This window comes from Rossellomorea sp. GAMAL-10_SWC (assembly GCF_049568075.1).
GTDB lineage: Bacteria > Bacillota > Bacilli > Bacillales > Bacillaceae_G > Gottfriedia.
The window spans coordinates 3,736,402-3,751,548 of the sequence record NZ_CP144911.1 but is presented as its reverse complement, the minus strand read 5'-3'; the positions used below and the strand labels follow the sequence as shown (position 1 = coordinate 3,751,548).

The following is a 15,147-nucleotide window of genomic DNA, read 5'->3' as shown; positions in this document are numbered from 1 at the left end:
TAAAAAGAAATTTCTGGTATTTTCAGAATATTATGGCGTGATTTAAAGGATATGATATACTTAAGGAAATGTCCGTAAGTGGTCCGAAAATAACAAACTAAAATCTGGATTTTTTCAGAAGATAATTAGGGGGAGAACTATGGAAAAAGCGCAATTGAGCAATGGGAAACGTCATTTTATCTTTTCATTATTGTTCTTAGGTTGGATTGTTGATTCTTTGACATTGTTTGGTATGAATATTGCCATCATACCGATTAGTAAAGAATTACATTTATCTCAAACACAGAGTGGAATGGTGATTAGCAGCTTTTGGTTAAGTAGTGCATGTATGACACTTTTGGCAGGGTGGTTCTCAGATAAGTTTGGCTCTAGAAAAGTGATTATAATAGCTACATTCATTATCTCTCTCTTTTCATTGTTAACAGGTATGGTTGGATCATTTGTTGCGATTTTAGCGATGCGCTTTATTCTTGGATTAGGTGATGGGGGATTACCTACTGGCAGTAGTGTAGCTGTTACTGAAATTTATAAAAGAGAAGTGCGTGCAAGAGCGAAGTCTATTTTACTTGCTGCTCAGTTAATAGGCTCGGTTCTCGCTTTATATATTACTGGTTTAATCACAGATACTTGGGGTTGGCGTGTAATGTTTTATATTATTGGGAGCGTTGGTCTTGTTGTAACTCTATTTTTAGCTAAACATTACAATCCGCCAAAAATGGTAAAAACGATAGAAGATGGTCATAACATTCCTAAAATAACGATGAAAGACTTATACAGAAATAAAATCCTGTGGGTTCTGGTCATCATGTATTTTGGTTCAAGTATTGCACAATGGGGCTTTTCGTCATGGATGCCGTCTTATTTAGAGCAAGAACGTGGTTTAAATTTAACTGAATTGGGTTCTCTTTCAATGATTCCACAAGTATTTGGATTAGCATCTGCTATTTTAACAGGCTATTTAATTGATAAATCGTTGGCAGGTAAAGAGAAGTTTATCGTTTTATTTTGCGCAATTCTAGCAAGTATTTGCTTGCTGTTAATGGTTAATGCGTCTTCTATTCAAATGGTAATTGTCTATCAAAGTATTTACTCTTTGGGATCATCAGCGCTAACTATGACTATTTTATCTATACCGTTAAAATACGTTTCAGAAAATATTGTTGGGTCTTTTATGGGTACTATGTATTTTGTTGCTGGATTGGCAGGATTTATTGCTCCAACGGCGATGGGAGCATTAATTGATGCATTTGGTGGATCGTTTCAAGCTGCGTTCATTTTCCTTGTTGTAGCATTAGGTATAACGAGTATTTGTTCTTTAGTATTTAAAATTGAGAATAACAATAACGGTATTTTCGAAAGCAATTCATCTAAGATAGCGTAAGTTACATTCATTTCATTACGCTTTAAAAAGATATAGTGAATTTTACTACAAATATAACAGAGGTGAAATATATGGATTTTCGTCAACGATTATCAGAAATAATAGAAGAAAAGCGTCAAAAGCTTATTCAAGTGAGTGATAAAATTTGGAGTTATGCTGAATTGGGGTTTCAAGAGGATAAATCTGCACAATTGTTATGCAAAACATTAGATGAAGAAGGTTTTTGCGTTCAAAAAGGTGTGGGAAACATTGATACTGCATTTATTGGTAGTTTTGGAAGTGGAAAACCTATTATAGCATTTTTAGGAGAGTTTGACGCTCTTTCAGGGTTAAGTCAGTCAGGTGGAGTATCACATTATAATCCAGTGAAAATAGGTGGAAATGGTCATGGATGTGGGCATAATTTACTCGGAACAGGATCACTAGCAGCAGCAATTGCCCTTCGTTACTACATGGAGGAAAACAATGTAGAAGGTACTGTTCGTTATTATGGTTGCCCTGGTGAAGAAATTGGTGGTGGAAAGACATTTATGGTAAGAGAAGGATTGTTTAATGATGTGGATATAGCATTAACATGGCATCCAGGAACACGTAATGGTGTAATGTCCATCGCTTCACTTGCGTGTTACGAAGTATACTTTAAATTTTTAGGGAAAAGTTCACATGCAGCTGCCACTCCACATTTAGGAAGAAGTGCATTGGATGCAGTTGAACTTATGAATATTGGAGTGAACTATTTACGTGAACATATTATTCCAGAAGCAAGGGTTCATTATGCCGTGACGAATTCAGGTGGCTTATCACCAAATGTGGTACAAAAAGAAGCGGAAACACTTTATTTTATACGTGCACCACGTGTGTCACAAACAGAAGAAATTTATCAACGTATTTGTGACATTGCAAGAGGGGCTGCATTAATGACTGGAACTGAAGTAGAAATTGACTTTGCATCAGGCCTTTCTAATGTAATTTCTAATACAACGTTAGAAAAAATCATGTATGATAACTTCATTTCATTAGGTGTACCAAGGCATGATGAAGAGGAATTACAATTTGCAAAAAATATTCAAGAAACACTAACGGAAGCAGATATAAACCTAGAAGTGAAAATGAATAAAGAATTAGTAGGGAAAGTGCTATCAGACCTTATCGACCCATTTTCTCCTGCAAATGGAGTCCTGCCAGGTTCTACAGACGTTGGGGATGTAAGTTGGATAGTTCCTACAGCACAATGTATGACGGCATGTGAACCACTTGGAACACCGTTACATACTTGGCAGATCGTTGCAACTGGAACAACCTCTATTGCTCATAAAGGGATGCTTCATGCTGGAAAAGTGATGGCAGCTACAGCAATGGAAGTGCTTAATTGTCCAGAACTTATCGAAAAAGCAAAAGCAGAGCTAGTTGAACGTTGTGACGGTGTGAAATATGTTTCTCCACTTCCAGCAGAAGTAAAGAAATATACAGCACGTATTTATTAAGGCTCTGTCCATTATGTACAAGTCCTAAAAAATTAGATAGATGGAGAAGCAATAATGGAATTAAGACATCTGAAAACTTTCAAATTCGTAGCAGAGTACTTAAATTTTACAAAGGCTGCGCAACAGTTAAATTTCACTCAACCAGCTGTTACTGCACAAATTCAGACACTTGAAAAAGAATTGAAACAAGAGTTGTTTATACGAATAGGAAAGAAGACCTTTTTGACGCCTGAAGGTGAAATCCTTAAATCATATACGGAACAGCTTTTTTCCATAGTAGAGGAGATTGAATCATCATTCGCAGAACTTTCTAATTCGCATGGAATTGTTACGATTGCTGCTGGTGAAAGCTTTTGTTCGAATTATTTTCCTTATGTCATTTCTGAGTACTTGAAACTATTTCCCCATATACAGATTAAGTTGATTTCCTGTAAAAGGGATGAAGTGATAAGAGGGATCGAATCAAACAAATTCGATATAGGGATTATTTCGGGTGAGCTATGTAAAAGTGAAATTACGAACATCGTGATTGCAGAAGAAGAAATAGTTTTAGTCGTTTCTAAAGATTTATATGCTAGCTACTCTGAAGACCAATTACTGACGAAATTTCCTTTAATTAAATATCAAGCTGACGGATATTATGAAACGATGATGAAAAAATTTATGAGACAATCGAAACTCTCTTCACAAAACGTAATAGAATTTGGAAGTTTAGATGGTATCAAAAAGGCCGTATTAAATAATTTCGGGGTAGGGTTAGGATGTAGTCTCTGCATAAAAGAAGAAATTCGCAATGGTGATTTAGTCCCGATCCAAGTTACTGAGAACAAGGTGAAAATAAAAACTTCTATTATTACATTGAAGGAAAAAGAAAAAGTAGTAACAATTCAATCCTTTATTAATCTAATCCAAAAAATTTGGAATAACATTTCTACTATGGGATAAAAAAGCCTAACGATATTCTTTTAATGGTGTTATAACTATTTTACTAGTGGAGAGAAATTTTATAAAAACGTGAAATAACAGGGCACATTAAGCCATAGTGATGTCTGCAAAACAATTGCATGAATCTCTAACTCTTTAGCAGACTGATTCTATTACTCTAATAAAGTTGTGTGTCGGTAAGGAAAAACAAAAATATCGTGTAGCTATTTAAAAGGAAATACCATTAACTTTCTTCTTTATTAAACAATATGTCAAATCAGCCAAACGCTTTTGGAAAAGCCTTGGCTTTTTCTTATGTTGCCAGACCGCATGTATTAACAGTTGAACATTAGAATATTCTTAAAATCAATAAAAAAACGTTATGGTTACCATAATATTTCATGATTTTACAAAAAATTCAAAAAATCTTAAAGTTTTAATATAAGTTTGTAGCAGACAAGAACAAGAACTGAAGCAACTTATATTATTTTTGGGGTTCTGGTAGAAGAACTTCAAAGCACTTGCAATGAATTGAAGAGGGGGGCATTTATTTTTTTGCCAAAAAAATAGAGAGAAGAGGGAGAGGCAATTGAAGAAAAATAAAAAATTGAAAAAGTTCACATCAGTGGGAGTGGCATCATTATTATTACTTTCAGGTACAGCGACTTTTGTAAGTGCTGCAAGTTTAGATACGATAAAACCTGATGAACTGTTTAAACTTGATCATCCGTCTCAAAAGAGTGCAGAAGCACCTACAGGATTAAAATATCGTTTAGGTCAAGAGAGTTCAATAGCAACACAAGGATTAAAAGATCGTTTAAGTCAAGAAAGTGCAGTAGCACCTACAGAACATAAAGATCATGACAAAGTTCGTGTTTTCATTGAGTTGGATGGAGATCCAGCAATATCTTACTCTATTAAAAAAGGAGTAAGATATAAAGATTTACCAGCGTCAAAAAAAGTAGAGTTGCAATCAGAAGTTAAAGATGAACAAAAAGAATTTTTAACAGATGTGAAAGAAGATAATATCGATTTAAAAGTTAAAAATACATTTACAACAGTTGTTAACGGAGTAAGTGGAGAAATCGAGTATGGAAAGATCGATGAACTTGAGAGTTTACCAAATGTAGAATCTGTCAATCTAGTAAATGAATATGAAAGACCGAAAGAAAAACCAAATATGCTGACCAGTAAAGCTATGGTACAAGCCATTCAAACTTGGAATACAGGTTATGATGGGAAAGGCATGGTTGTTGGTATCATTGATACTGGGATTGATCCAACTCATCCAGATATGACCTTAAAAGAAGACCCTAAGCGCAAGCTGACAAAGGAAAAAACAGATGCTATTATCTCAGCAAATAACCTACCTGGACAGTATTATACTTTAAAAGTTCCGTATGGTTATAACTATGCAGATAAAAATCAAGAAATTCGTGATCTTGGTCCAAATGCATCGATGCACGGGATGCACGTTGCTGGAACTGTTGGGGCAAATGGTGACGAAAGTGGAAACGGCATTAAAGGTGTTGCTCCAGAAGCACAGCTATTAGCACTAAAAGTATTCAGTAACGACCCTGGAATGCAAACTACTTTTGGTGACATTTATGTAAAAGCGATTGATGATGGGATTAAGCTAGGTGCGGATGTTCTGAATATGAGCTTAGGTGCAGAGGCTGGTTTTGTTAACTCTGATAATTTTGAGCAAAAAGCAGTTGAAAGAGCTGTTAACAGTGGAGTATTAATGGCAATTTCTGCTGGAAACTCTGATCGAATTGGTAGTTCAAAAGGTAATAAACCATTTGCATCTAACCCTGATATTGGTCTAGTTGGGTCTCCTAGTGTTGCAACAAACTCTATTTCAGTAGCAAATATTGAAAATAACTTTATTCAATTAGACCAAATGAATGTCAAAATTGGAGACGAAACGCTTCCAATCCCGTTTAAGAAACAATCTTCTCCAGACCCATTGGAGGTATTTGGAACTAATAAAGAACTTGATGTTGTTTATGTGGGTAATGGGACTTCTTCAGCGTATGAGGGTAAAGATGTAAAAGGTAAAATCGTTTTTGCAGTAAGGTCTTCAAGTTCTATGCCTTATGACACTATTCGATATTATGCTGAAGCTAATGGAGCGGCAGGGGTTATTGTAAGAGGGCATGTTTCCCATGGAGATTATGTAAGCATGGCATTAACTAACCCAAAAATACCGTATGTTTCGATAGGAATTAGTGAAGGAAATACTCTTGAGGAGAAAATTAAAGCTGCAGGTGGCACAGGGAAGGTTACATTTACTGGCGATCATAAAACTGTTGTAAATAACGCTGCTGGTAGAATGTCAACTTCAACTTCTTGGGGTGTGACTCCAAGTTTGGAATTAAAGCCTGAAATCACTGCACCAGGTGGACAAATTTACTCAACCTTAAATGACGGAAAATATGGAACAATGAGTGGTACTTCAATGGCTGCACCTCACGTGTCAGGGGGAGCTGCATTAGTACTTCAAAAAGTTCAAGAATTATTCCCGCAATTACAAGGTGCGGATAAAGTAAAAAGAGTTAAAACGCTCTTAATGAATACAGCTAAACCAGTTCAGGATCCAGATAACAATAATAATTATTACTCTCCACGTAGACAAGGTGCTGGTATTATGCAGCTACATAAAGCTGTTAATACACCTGTTTATGTTGTTCGAAAAGGTACAAATGATGCAAAGGTCGAACTGAAAGAAATCAATACCGACAAAATTGAAATGACGTTAACGGCAACTAACTTTAGTGATAAAGATGTGTCGTACAAGGTAGACACATCCGTTTTAACAGATTCAATTTCAGGTGGAAGAAACGATCTAAAATCAAAGGAAATTTCTAAGGCTGTTGTTACAACAGATACACCGACTCTAACATTATTCCCAGGTCAATCAAAAGATTTTACTGTAAGAATCGATCTTACAAATGCAAAAGCTGAGTTAGAAGCATTGATGATAAATGGTTATTTTGTAGAAGGATTTATTACTCTAAAAAATGAATCTCAGGATGTAGCACTTCCAGATCTTTCTGTACCTTATGTAGGCTTTAAAGGTGATTGGAATGCACCTCCAGTCCTTGACGCTACAGTGTACGATGCATCACATTCATTCTACAATTTCTCGGGATTTGTTGATCAAGATAGTAGTTTTAGGATTGGACAACTTGGGTATACAAGAAGCTGGGATAAAGAAAGAATAGCTATTTCTCCAAATGGAGATGACAAAAAGGAGTCACTTACACCTGTACTTCAATTTTTAAGAAATAGTAAAACGGTTGAATATAGCATTACAGATACAAGTGGGAATACACTCCGTAAGTTACGAACTGATAAAGAGCAACGTAAGGATAACTCTACTTATACATGGAAACCTGAGTATACTACATGGGATGGAAAGGTAAATAATAAGCTTGTTCCAGAAGGTTTATATTACTATACAATCAAAACACAAGTTGACAACCCTGGTGAGCCTCAACAAGTAGTAAATTTCCCTGTAGTTGTTGATAATACAAAACCAGTAATCTCAAATGTTTCATACAGTAAGAAAAAGCTATATTTTAATGCTCAAGATAGCAATGGCAGTGGTCTTAATGAAGTTAAGGTTTTGTTTAATGATCGGAAAGAATGGATAGGTGATATCGTTCCTAAGAAGGGAGAAACGCAATTCGAGTTTGATTTAACAAAACTCGAAGACTCAGATGGAAAAGAAATCAAAGACATAAAAAATATTGATATTATAGTAGAGGACAATGCAGAAAATAGTTCAACATTTAAAGCATCTGTTCCTGATAACAAGATCCCGTATATTATTTCGGCTTCACCAGCACCATTCGGTAAGTATACTATACGTGGAATACCTTTAACAGGATACGTAACGGACGATTCACTAGTAAAATATTTACAAGTGAGAAGTGACAAACTTGTTGGGGGTCCAGTGAAGAAACTAGATATAACATATAATCCAGACTTAAAACGTTATGATTTTAAATCACAACTTACCTTTAGTGAAGATGGTGTACATGAAGTGTTCATTGAAGGCGAAGATGTAGTTGGAAATAAAATTGAATTCCGTCGACAAATTTTTATTGATTCACAAAGTGCTAGCATTCAAATTACAGGTTTACCACAAAATAATTATATTGCAAAAGATGGTGTGGATCCAGAAGTAACGGTTTCTATTACTGATAACTTCGATGTCTTCCGTTTAGTAGTGAATGGAAACGAAGAAGCTTATAGAGAGCTAGAACAACCGTACGAGCAAAGACCTTTAGATTATAAGCAAAAGATGACTCTTAAATTATCAGAAGGTAGAAATGATTTCCAATTTTTTGTAACTGATCTTGCAGGACGTTATACGTATAAGAATATTACAATCTATAAAGGTGTTACCCCACCTGCATCATTTATTACATCATTAACTGCCAATCCAGAGGATGAAAATGTATTTAATACTTTATCAATTAAAGCTGAAGCTTCAAAACCGATTGTTTGGGACGGTAAAGTTTTTGATCCAGAGGGGAATGAAATCAAACTTGATTCCTCTAAGAATCCAAGTTCTACCTTTAAAGGAAGCTTTAAACTAGATGAATTAGCTGCTAATGGTGAATACAGAGCAATTCTAACTCCATTAGGTGGTTCGGAAGCGGACAGACGAATAGTGAAATTTAATGTAACAAACCATCAAATTTCAATACCTAAGCCTGTTCCAGCTCCAAATCAACCCGATGTAAATAAAGTATCATCTGAAAGTATAAAGATTACTGGAAAAGCTGAACCGAACACAACTGTTACAATTACAGATAAAAATCAATTTACATTAACAGGAAAAGTAGGGGAGGATGGCCAGTTTTCTATACCATTAAGTACAAAACTAAAGGCTGGTCTAAAATTATATGCTATCGCTAGCAATGATACTGGTTTAGTAAGTAAAGAAACTAATATTGTTGTAGTGGACAAAACAGTACCGAGTATTCCTTCGGTAAGTAAGGTGTCATATACAAAAATCTCTGGAAAAGCTGAGATCGGTTCCAAAGTATACGTTAAAATAGGCAAAGTAATCATAGGTTCTTCAGTTGTAAACAGCAAAGGAACTTATTCTATTACCTTTAAAAGTCAAAAAGTAGGAACAATCCTTCATGTTTACGCAGTTGATAAATCGGGGAATGTTGGAGCTGCAAGAAAGGTTTTAATAAAAGACATAACACCACCAGCAATTCCTTCTGCTAATAGTATATCTAAGACAAAAGTAACAGGGAAAGCCGAACCAAATGCTAGAGTTTATGTGAAAGCAGGAAAAGTAATCATTGGTTCTGGTAATGCTAACAGCAAAGGAATTTATACTGTATCTTATAAAAAACAAAAAGTGGGAACAGTCCTTTACGTTTATGCAAAAGATAAGGCAGGGAATATAGGTAAAGCGAAAAAAGTTGTAGTGAAAAAATAAATTAGGTTTGTATTTATACTAGATCAGATGAATATTTCATCTGATCTATTTTATGTTTAGATGATCATGAGAAGATTCTCTTCTATATTAAAAGTAAGTTTATAATTAATATTTAAAACCTATCTTTAAAACGAACAAGTGCATTTGAATTAGTTTTTCAGAATATTATGTCACAACCTAAAAGGTGTGCTATAATTAAGGTAATGTCCTTAAATAGTCCGAAAATGATACTGATTGGAAAAAATATTTTAGAGGTTACGGAATGTTCATTAAGATAACGATTATGTCAGCTTTTCTTTTTTTAGGAAAAGAAACTAATGTTGGCGGACCTTTAAAGAGGTTGTTATTAAAAGACATAATGGTATCCATAACATTATTTTATTGATATTTAGCACTATATTATTATTTACCAGTCCAAAAAATTTGATAGATGGAGAGTAGCTATAATGGAATTAAGACATCTGAAAACTTTCAAATTCGTAGCAGAGCACTTGAATTTTACAAAAGCTGCACAACAGTTAAACTTCACTCAACCTGCTGTAACCGCACAAATTCAGACGCTCGAGCAAGAATTGAAACAGGAGCTATTTATACGAATAGGAAAGAAGACTTTTTTGACGCCTGAAGGTGAAATCCTTAAAACATATACAGATCAGCTTTTTTCCATAGTAGAGGAGATTGAATCATCATTCGCGGAACTTTCAAATTCGTATGGAAATGTAACGATTGCCGCTGGTGAAAGCTATTGTACAAATTATTTTCCTTATGTCATTTCTGAATACTTAAAGCTATATCCCCAAATACAGATAAAATTGATTTCCTGCAAAAGTGATGAAGTGATAAATGGAATAGAATCAAACAAATACGATATCGGAATTATTTCAGGCGAGCTAAGTAAAAATGGATTTACAAACATTGTAATCGCAGAGGAATGCATGGTTCTAGTAGCTTCTAAAGATTTATATGATCGGTACCCAGAAGACCAATTACTGACAAAATTTCCTTTAATTAAATATCAAGATGACGGATATTGTGAAGCAATGATGAGTAAATTTTTGAGACAATTGAAACTCTCACCACAAAACGTAATAGAATTTGGAAGTTTAGACGGGATTAAAAAGGCCGTATTAAATAATCTTGGAGTAGGGGTGGGAACCAGTGGTTGCTTAAATAAAGAAATTATCAATGGTGACTTAGTCCCTATCTTGGCTACTAATAACAAGGTAAAAGTAAAAACCTCAATAATTACATTGAAGGAAAAAGAAAAATTAGTAATCATTCAATCTTTTATTGATCTAATTCAAAAAATTTGGAACAGCATTTCTACTATGGAATAAGTCAAACAATCTTCTTTTATTAGTGATTTCACACTGATACAAGTAGTGATGTCATGACAAGTTGAACAGGAGACAACAGGACGATTTTAAGCCCTAGTAATGTTTATATTTTATTATTAATCAAAAATATTACATTAAGAAAGTATGCCTTACTGCTCCAGAAGGATCTGGTGCAAAATCTTTAAAGCAATTGCAATTATTCTCTTATTCTTAAACATATCGATACTATTACTCTAAACAAGATATGTGATCGATGTGGAAATACAAAAATATCTTGCAGTCAAATCAAAGGGAAATACCATTGACCACTTCCTTAGTAAAAGGATATGCCAATTCAGCCAAGCGCTTCTTGAAAAAAGCCTTGGTTTTTTCTTATGTTGCCAGAACACGTGTATTAACAGTAACTAGGGCACATTAGTATGTTCTTGAAATTGATAAAATAATGTTATGGTTTCCATAATAATTCATGATTTTACAAAATATCCATAAAATCTTAAAGTTTTAATATAAGCTGCAGCTGTTGGCAAAAAAGACATTCTCTTAGGTGATGGAGCAGAGTCAGGTACAGACAACGGGTTCTGGAATCAAGAAAAAAATGAATACATTAATATTTCATTTGGTGTAAAGCTAGATGAATCAGCAAATAATGATTATCAATGTGTAACCTACTCTGCTAATCTATCTGTTACAGTAAAGCAAAAAGAAGATGGCTAGATAGTTTCTAGCTTATTTAAATATTAACAAGAACCGGTGACGCTTAGTTATGGAGTTGTCATTTTTTTACTACTAATTACTCTATTCTGCTGAAAAAGCATAGAGAAAGGGTGACAAATGGGATTTTGAATTTGAGTGTTTACCAACCGTGTCCCACTAGTTTCAAAATGGAGCGTGGTTTTCAATTAAACGATAAAATTATTCTAAATTTACTATGACAAGCGGAAAAGATTACAACGGAGTAGCAAATTTAGGAAGTTACATTAAGCGATAATTCTTATAAGAGGTTTTTATAATGGGGGTATTTGTGAATGGTTACTTTATTACAACAACAAGCAACTCTAGCAATAGAGGAAAAGAGAAATGAATTATATGTTTTTAATAAGAGGTATGGGTTTCTTCATTCTAAAACTATTCAATGTAGTCAAGAGTTAGACCAGTTAATAAATCAGTTATTCAAACGCTATAATGCTATGAAGGATGATCGTTTTGACTACCTAATAATTTAGACACGGATACACAGATCTTGTAGTACTTTATCAATGGTTTTTCATACTAATGGTCAAACGCCTATATTATTTTGTGATTAGTTGTAAACTCAACATCGTCTCATGTATAGCCAATTACAAATAGCGCATGTGTAGTGCTTGGCAAGCTTGTCCTTAAAGGATTTTAAGAAGTGAAAATTGATGTTAACCGATAAAAAATAAAAAATTAAGAAGATATTTATAACAGCCTAACTAGAACTCGAAACTAACTAACTTTTGTAACTTTTTTTGGTTACCATCCTAGGTAATGGCCTGTTTTGCTGAGCGCATAAACTAATATTAAACTTTTATAATAAAATAAAAAGAGCCTATCTCTAGATAGGCTCAATTATATTTCTTAAAATTGCATGAATTACTTGTGAAATTATTATAGTAGCACTATATGTCGAAAGTTGTGACGTTCTAGAAACCTTCTAAACCATTGATAATTCGATATTTTTAAATTTGAAGGTAAGAATCATAATGCCAAAAAACGACATTATGCTACGAAGCTTTTCGTGTCTGAACCTTCCCTAGTTTGTTTGCTTAACATAATATGCTCTTTATTTACTTTATAAACTCCATTAAACACAGCATATATTTTTACAAAATTTAAAATGGGACCATAAATTAATGTAGCAAAAGGCATTAACCACAAGTTAGAAAGCACTTTTCTATTTTTGGACACAGGTATGCAAATTAAAACAGAAAAGAGATCAAGGGCTACATGGATTATACTAATGATTATAAAAGTTTCTATTATGTCCGTTGTAATTCCAGAAAGTACAGCTACTATAGATGTCATAACTTTTATAATCATTCCAAAAAATGATTGGAAAGATAAGAAAATTTTTAAAGGTAATCCAATAAAACCAACTATTCCATTCTTACCATATGTTTTATTATAAACTCCCTTTTTATGCTGATATGTGCAATTCATACCAATTTGTGTCCACCAAACTCGTTGCTTTAGAAGATTCTTTAATGTGTTTGGTACATCTGTATATACAACCGCATCTTCTACAAATTTAACACAGCCTTGACGATGCATTTTCAATGTAAGATCCATATCTTCACTTACATGAATATTATCTGTATATCCTCCAGAAATCCAAAATTCTTCTCTTGAAAAAGCCTGCAAAGCACCAGACGCGCAAATTAAAGTTTGCAACAGTTGTTGTGCCTTTCGATCTACGTCCATTGATAAGAAATATTCAATTACTTGTAGCCGGGTTAAAATATTTTCTTTGGCATTTTCTACAGCTACATTACAAGCACATAAAACAGCTTCGTTTTGAAGTATAGGTTGAACCATTTTTTTCATAACATGCTCATTGCCTAACTGTGTATCACCATCTAAACGAAGGATAATTGGGTAGATTGATTTTTTTACTCCGAAATTAATAGCATAACTAATTGGATTTATACGAGTTCCATTTTGTCTATAACGAGGAATTTTAAGCGAATATGGTTTAATTTGAGGAAATTCTTTAGCCAATTCTTTGACAATCGAAAAGGTTTGGTCTGTTGAATTATTTTCTACTACGATTAATTCAAAATCATAAGGTACTTTTTGATTTAATACACTGAGCAAAGTATCTTTTATAACGGCTTCTTCATTATGACAGGGGATAACAACACTTACACCCTCAGTTTGGTGAGATGTAAAATTTGTTATTTTCTTTTTATTTAACAATCCAAATATTAAAACTAATAAAGGACGTACGAAATACCATATGATAAAAAATCCGAATGAAAGATATAAAAGTATCTGTTCCAATACTCACACTCCTTTTTATTTTTGTTGTTCTTTTAACTATTTTTACAATTATCTAAGTCAGATGCCTTTACATGTTTAATTATAATTTAGGATTAAGACATAGTATATTTAGCCTATTCGAATACTGTATGAAGGTAGGTTAAATGATGATATTTCTATTATTTTCTAATTAATAAAGAGTTAAAAGGCTCGCTTTAATAGTTTTCGAATTAACTTTTCTTCATCAATTAAGGTAATATTTGTCTTTTCCGAATACTTGATAGCATCTTTTGTGAAAAAGATGATGCGACACAAGGTCAAGTTTGTACTAAAACTAACAAGGGGAGGAGTATAGTTTTCTAATTCAAAGCTAAACATAATGTAAAATAGGTGATGTAGTGGGAAAAATCGCAGTTATTGGCAGTATAAATATTGATTAAATTATAGAATCGGATAAGCTTCCGAACTTGGGAAAAACAATATTAGCTAATAATTTTTTTAAAAAATTAGGGGGAAAAGGGGCTAACCAAGCGGTGGCCGCAGCTCGTCTAGAAGGAGAAGTTTCTTTTTACGGCTCACTTGGCATGGATGAAAATGTTCAATTTATTCAGGAGCAGCTGATCAAAGAGAATATAAATATTTCATTACTGAATTATGTTAATGATTCTCAAACCGGAGTAGCATTTATAGAATTATGCAAAAGTGATAATCGAATTTCAGTCGTGTCAGGTGCAAATCTAGAAACAAACCTAACTTATATAAAAAACGTGGAGAAAAGTATCCTTGAACATGATGTATTTGTTTTTCAATTAGAAACTCCTATAGAGATTATTGACTATTTAGTACCTATCCTTCATAAAAATGGAAAGGTAATCGTTGTTAACCCTGCCCCAGCAATAAAGTTAACAAAAAATCTTTTGGATATGATTACTTATATTATACCGAATGAACATGAGTACAAAATTGTTCTGGATGAGGATCAGATTAAATTAGAAGATTTATTAAGATTGTACCCTAATAAGCTCATTGTAACTCTTGGTAAAAATGGTACGATTTACTTTGATGGTGAACAACAAATAAATGTTCCTGTAATAAAAGTAGAAGCAATTGATACTACTGGAGCAGGAGATACATTTACTGGTGCTTTTAGCGTTGCTATTTCTAAAGGAAAAACTGTAAATGAAAGTATAAGTTTTGCTAACATTGCTGCAGGTATATCTGTAACAAAAAAAGGTGCACAAGATGGAATGCCATATAATATAGACATAGAGGCATGGTTAAGTGTTTGAACTGTTAAGAAAGTGAGGAGAAATCCTTGGCTTTTTGTTTGATTAAATTACTTAATGGTATTTTGGAGGGATTTTTTGATCATGAACATCATGTATCTCACCAACATCTATTGTATTGCCAATTACAAACTTTAAATGTGGAGTGTGTGGCGCAACTAGTTTTAAAAAATGTAACAAACAAATAAACTTCTGCTAAACAAAATAAACCTATACCAAAATCAGAATATACATCTGATAAAAGGCATGAGTAGGGAAAGGGTAA

General features: G+C 33.6%; 8 protein-coding genes. 7 read left to right on the top strand and 1 reads right to left on the bottom strand.

Annotated features, from left to right (window positions below; all coding sequences use genetic code 11):
* Nucleotides 1–139: 139 nt before the first annotated feature.
* From V5E38_RS18380 to V5E38_RS18355, 6 genes are all read left to right on the top strand, one after another.
* A complete protein-coding gene (locus tag V5E38_RS18380) occupies nucleotides 140–1,381 on the top strand; it encodes an MFS transporter (protein ID WP_499211042.1) in 1,242 nt (413 codons plus the stop codon).
* Nucleotides 1,382–1,452: 71 nt separating this feature from the next.
* Complete coding sequence (locus tag V5E38_RS18375; RefSeq protein WP_499211041.1) at nucleotides 1,453–2,865, top strand: M20 family metallopeptidase; 1,413 nt, start codon at nucleotides 1,453–1,455, stop codon at nucleotides 2,863–2,865.
* Nucleotides 2,866–2,919: 54 nt separating this feature from the next.
* Nucleotides 2,920–3,810 carry a LysR family transcriptional regulator gene (locus V5E38_RS18370; RefSeq protein WP_499211040.1) on the top strand — a complete coding sequence of 297 codons (891 nt, stop codon included), beginning with the start codon at nucleotides 2,920–2,922 and terminating at the stop codon, nucleotides 3,808–3,810.
* Between the two features lie 568 nt (nucleotides 3,811–4,378).
* Nucleotides 4,379–9,259: a S8 family serine peptidase gene (locus V5E38_RS18365; protein WP_499211039.1), complete on the top strand. Its 4,881-nt coding sequence runs from the start codon at nucleotides 4,379–4,381 to the stop codon at nucleotides 9,257–9,259.
* A 446-nt stretch (nucleotides 9,260–9,705) separates the two neighbouring features.
* Complete coding sequence (locus V5E38_RS18360; protein WP_499211038.1) at nucleotides 9,706–10,596, top strand: LysR family transcriptional regulator; 891 nt, start codon at nucleotides 9,706–9,708, stop codon at nucleotides 10,594–10,596.
* Nucleotides 10,597–11,621: 1,025 nt separating this feature from the next.
* Nucleotides 11,622–11,819 carry an aspartyl-phosphate phosphatase Spo0E family protein gene (locus tag V5E38_RS18355; protein ID WP_499211037.1) on the top strand — a complete coding sequence of 66 codons (198 nt, stop codon included), beginning with the start codon at nucleotides 11,622–11,624 and terminating at the stop codon, nucleotides 11,817–11,819.
* A 517-nt stretch (nucleotides 11,820–12,336) separates the two neighbouring features.
* On the opposite strand, the gene V5E38_RS18350 is transcribed toward V5E38_RS18355, so the two are convergent.
* A complete protein-coding gene (locus tag V5E38_RS18350; RefSeq protein ID WP_499211036.1) occupies nucleotides 12,337–13,617 on the bottom strand; it encodes a glycosyltransferase family 2 protein in 1,281 nt (426 codons plus the stop codon).
* A 446-nt stretch (nucleotides 13,618–14,063) separates the two neighbouring features.
* On the opposite strand from V5E38_RS18350, the gene V5E38_RS18345 reads away from it, so the two are divergent.
* The gene (locus tag V5E38_RS18345) at nucleotides 14,064–14,885 is read left to right on the top strand and encodes a ribokinase (RefSeq protein WP_499211035.1); all 822 of its coding nucleotides are present in this window, start codon (nucleotides 14,064–14,066) and stop codon (nucleotides 14,883–14,885) included.
* The last annotated feature ends 262 nt before the right edge of the window (nucleotides 14,886–15,147 follow it).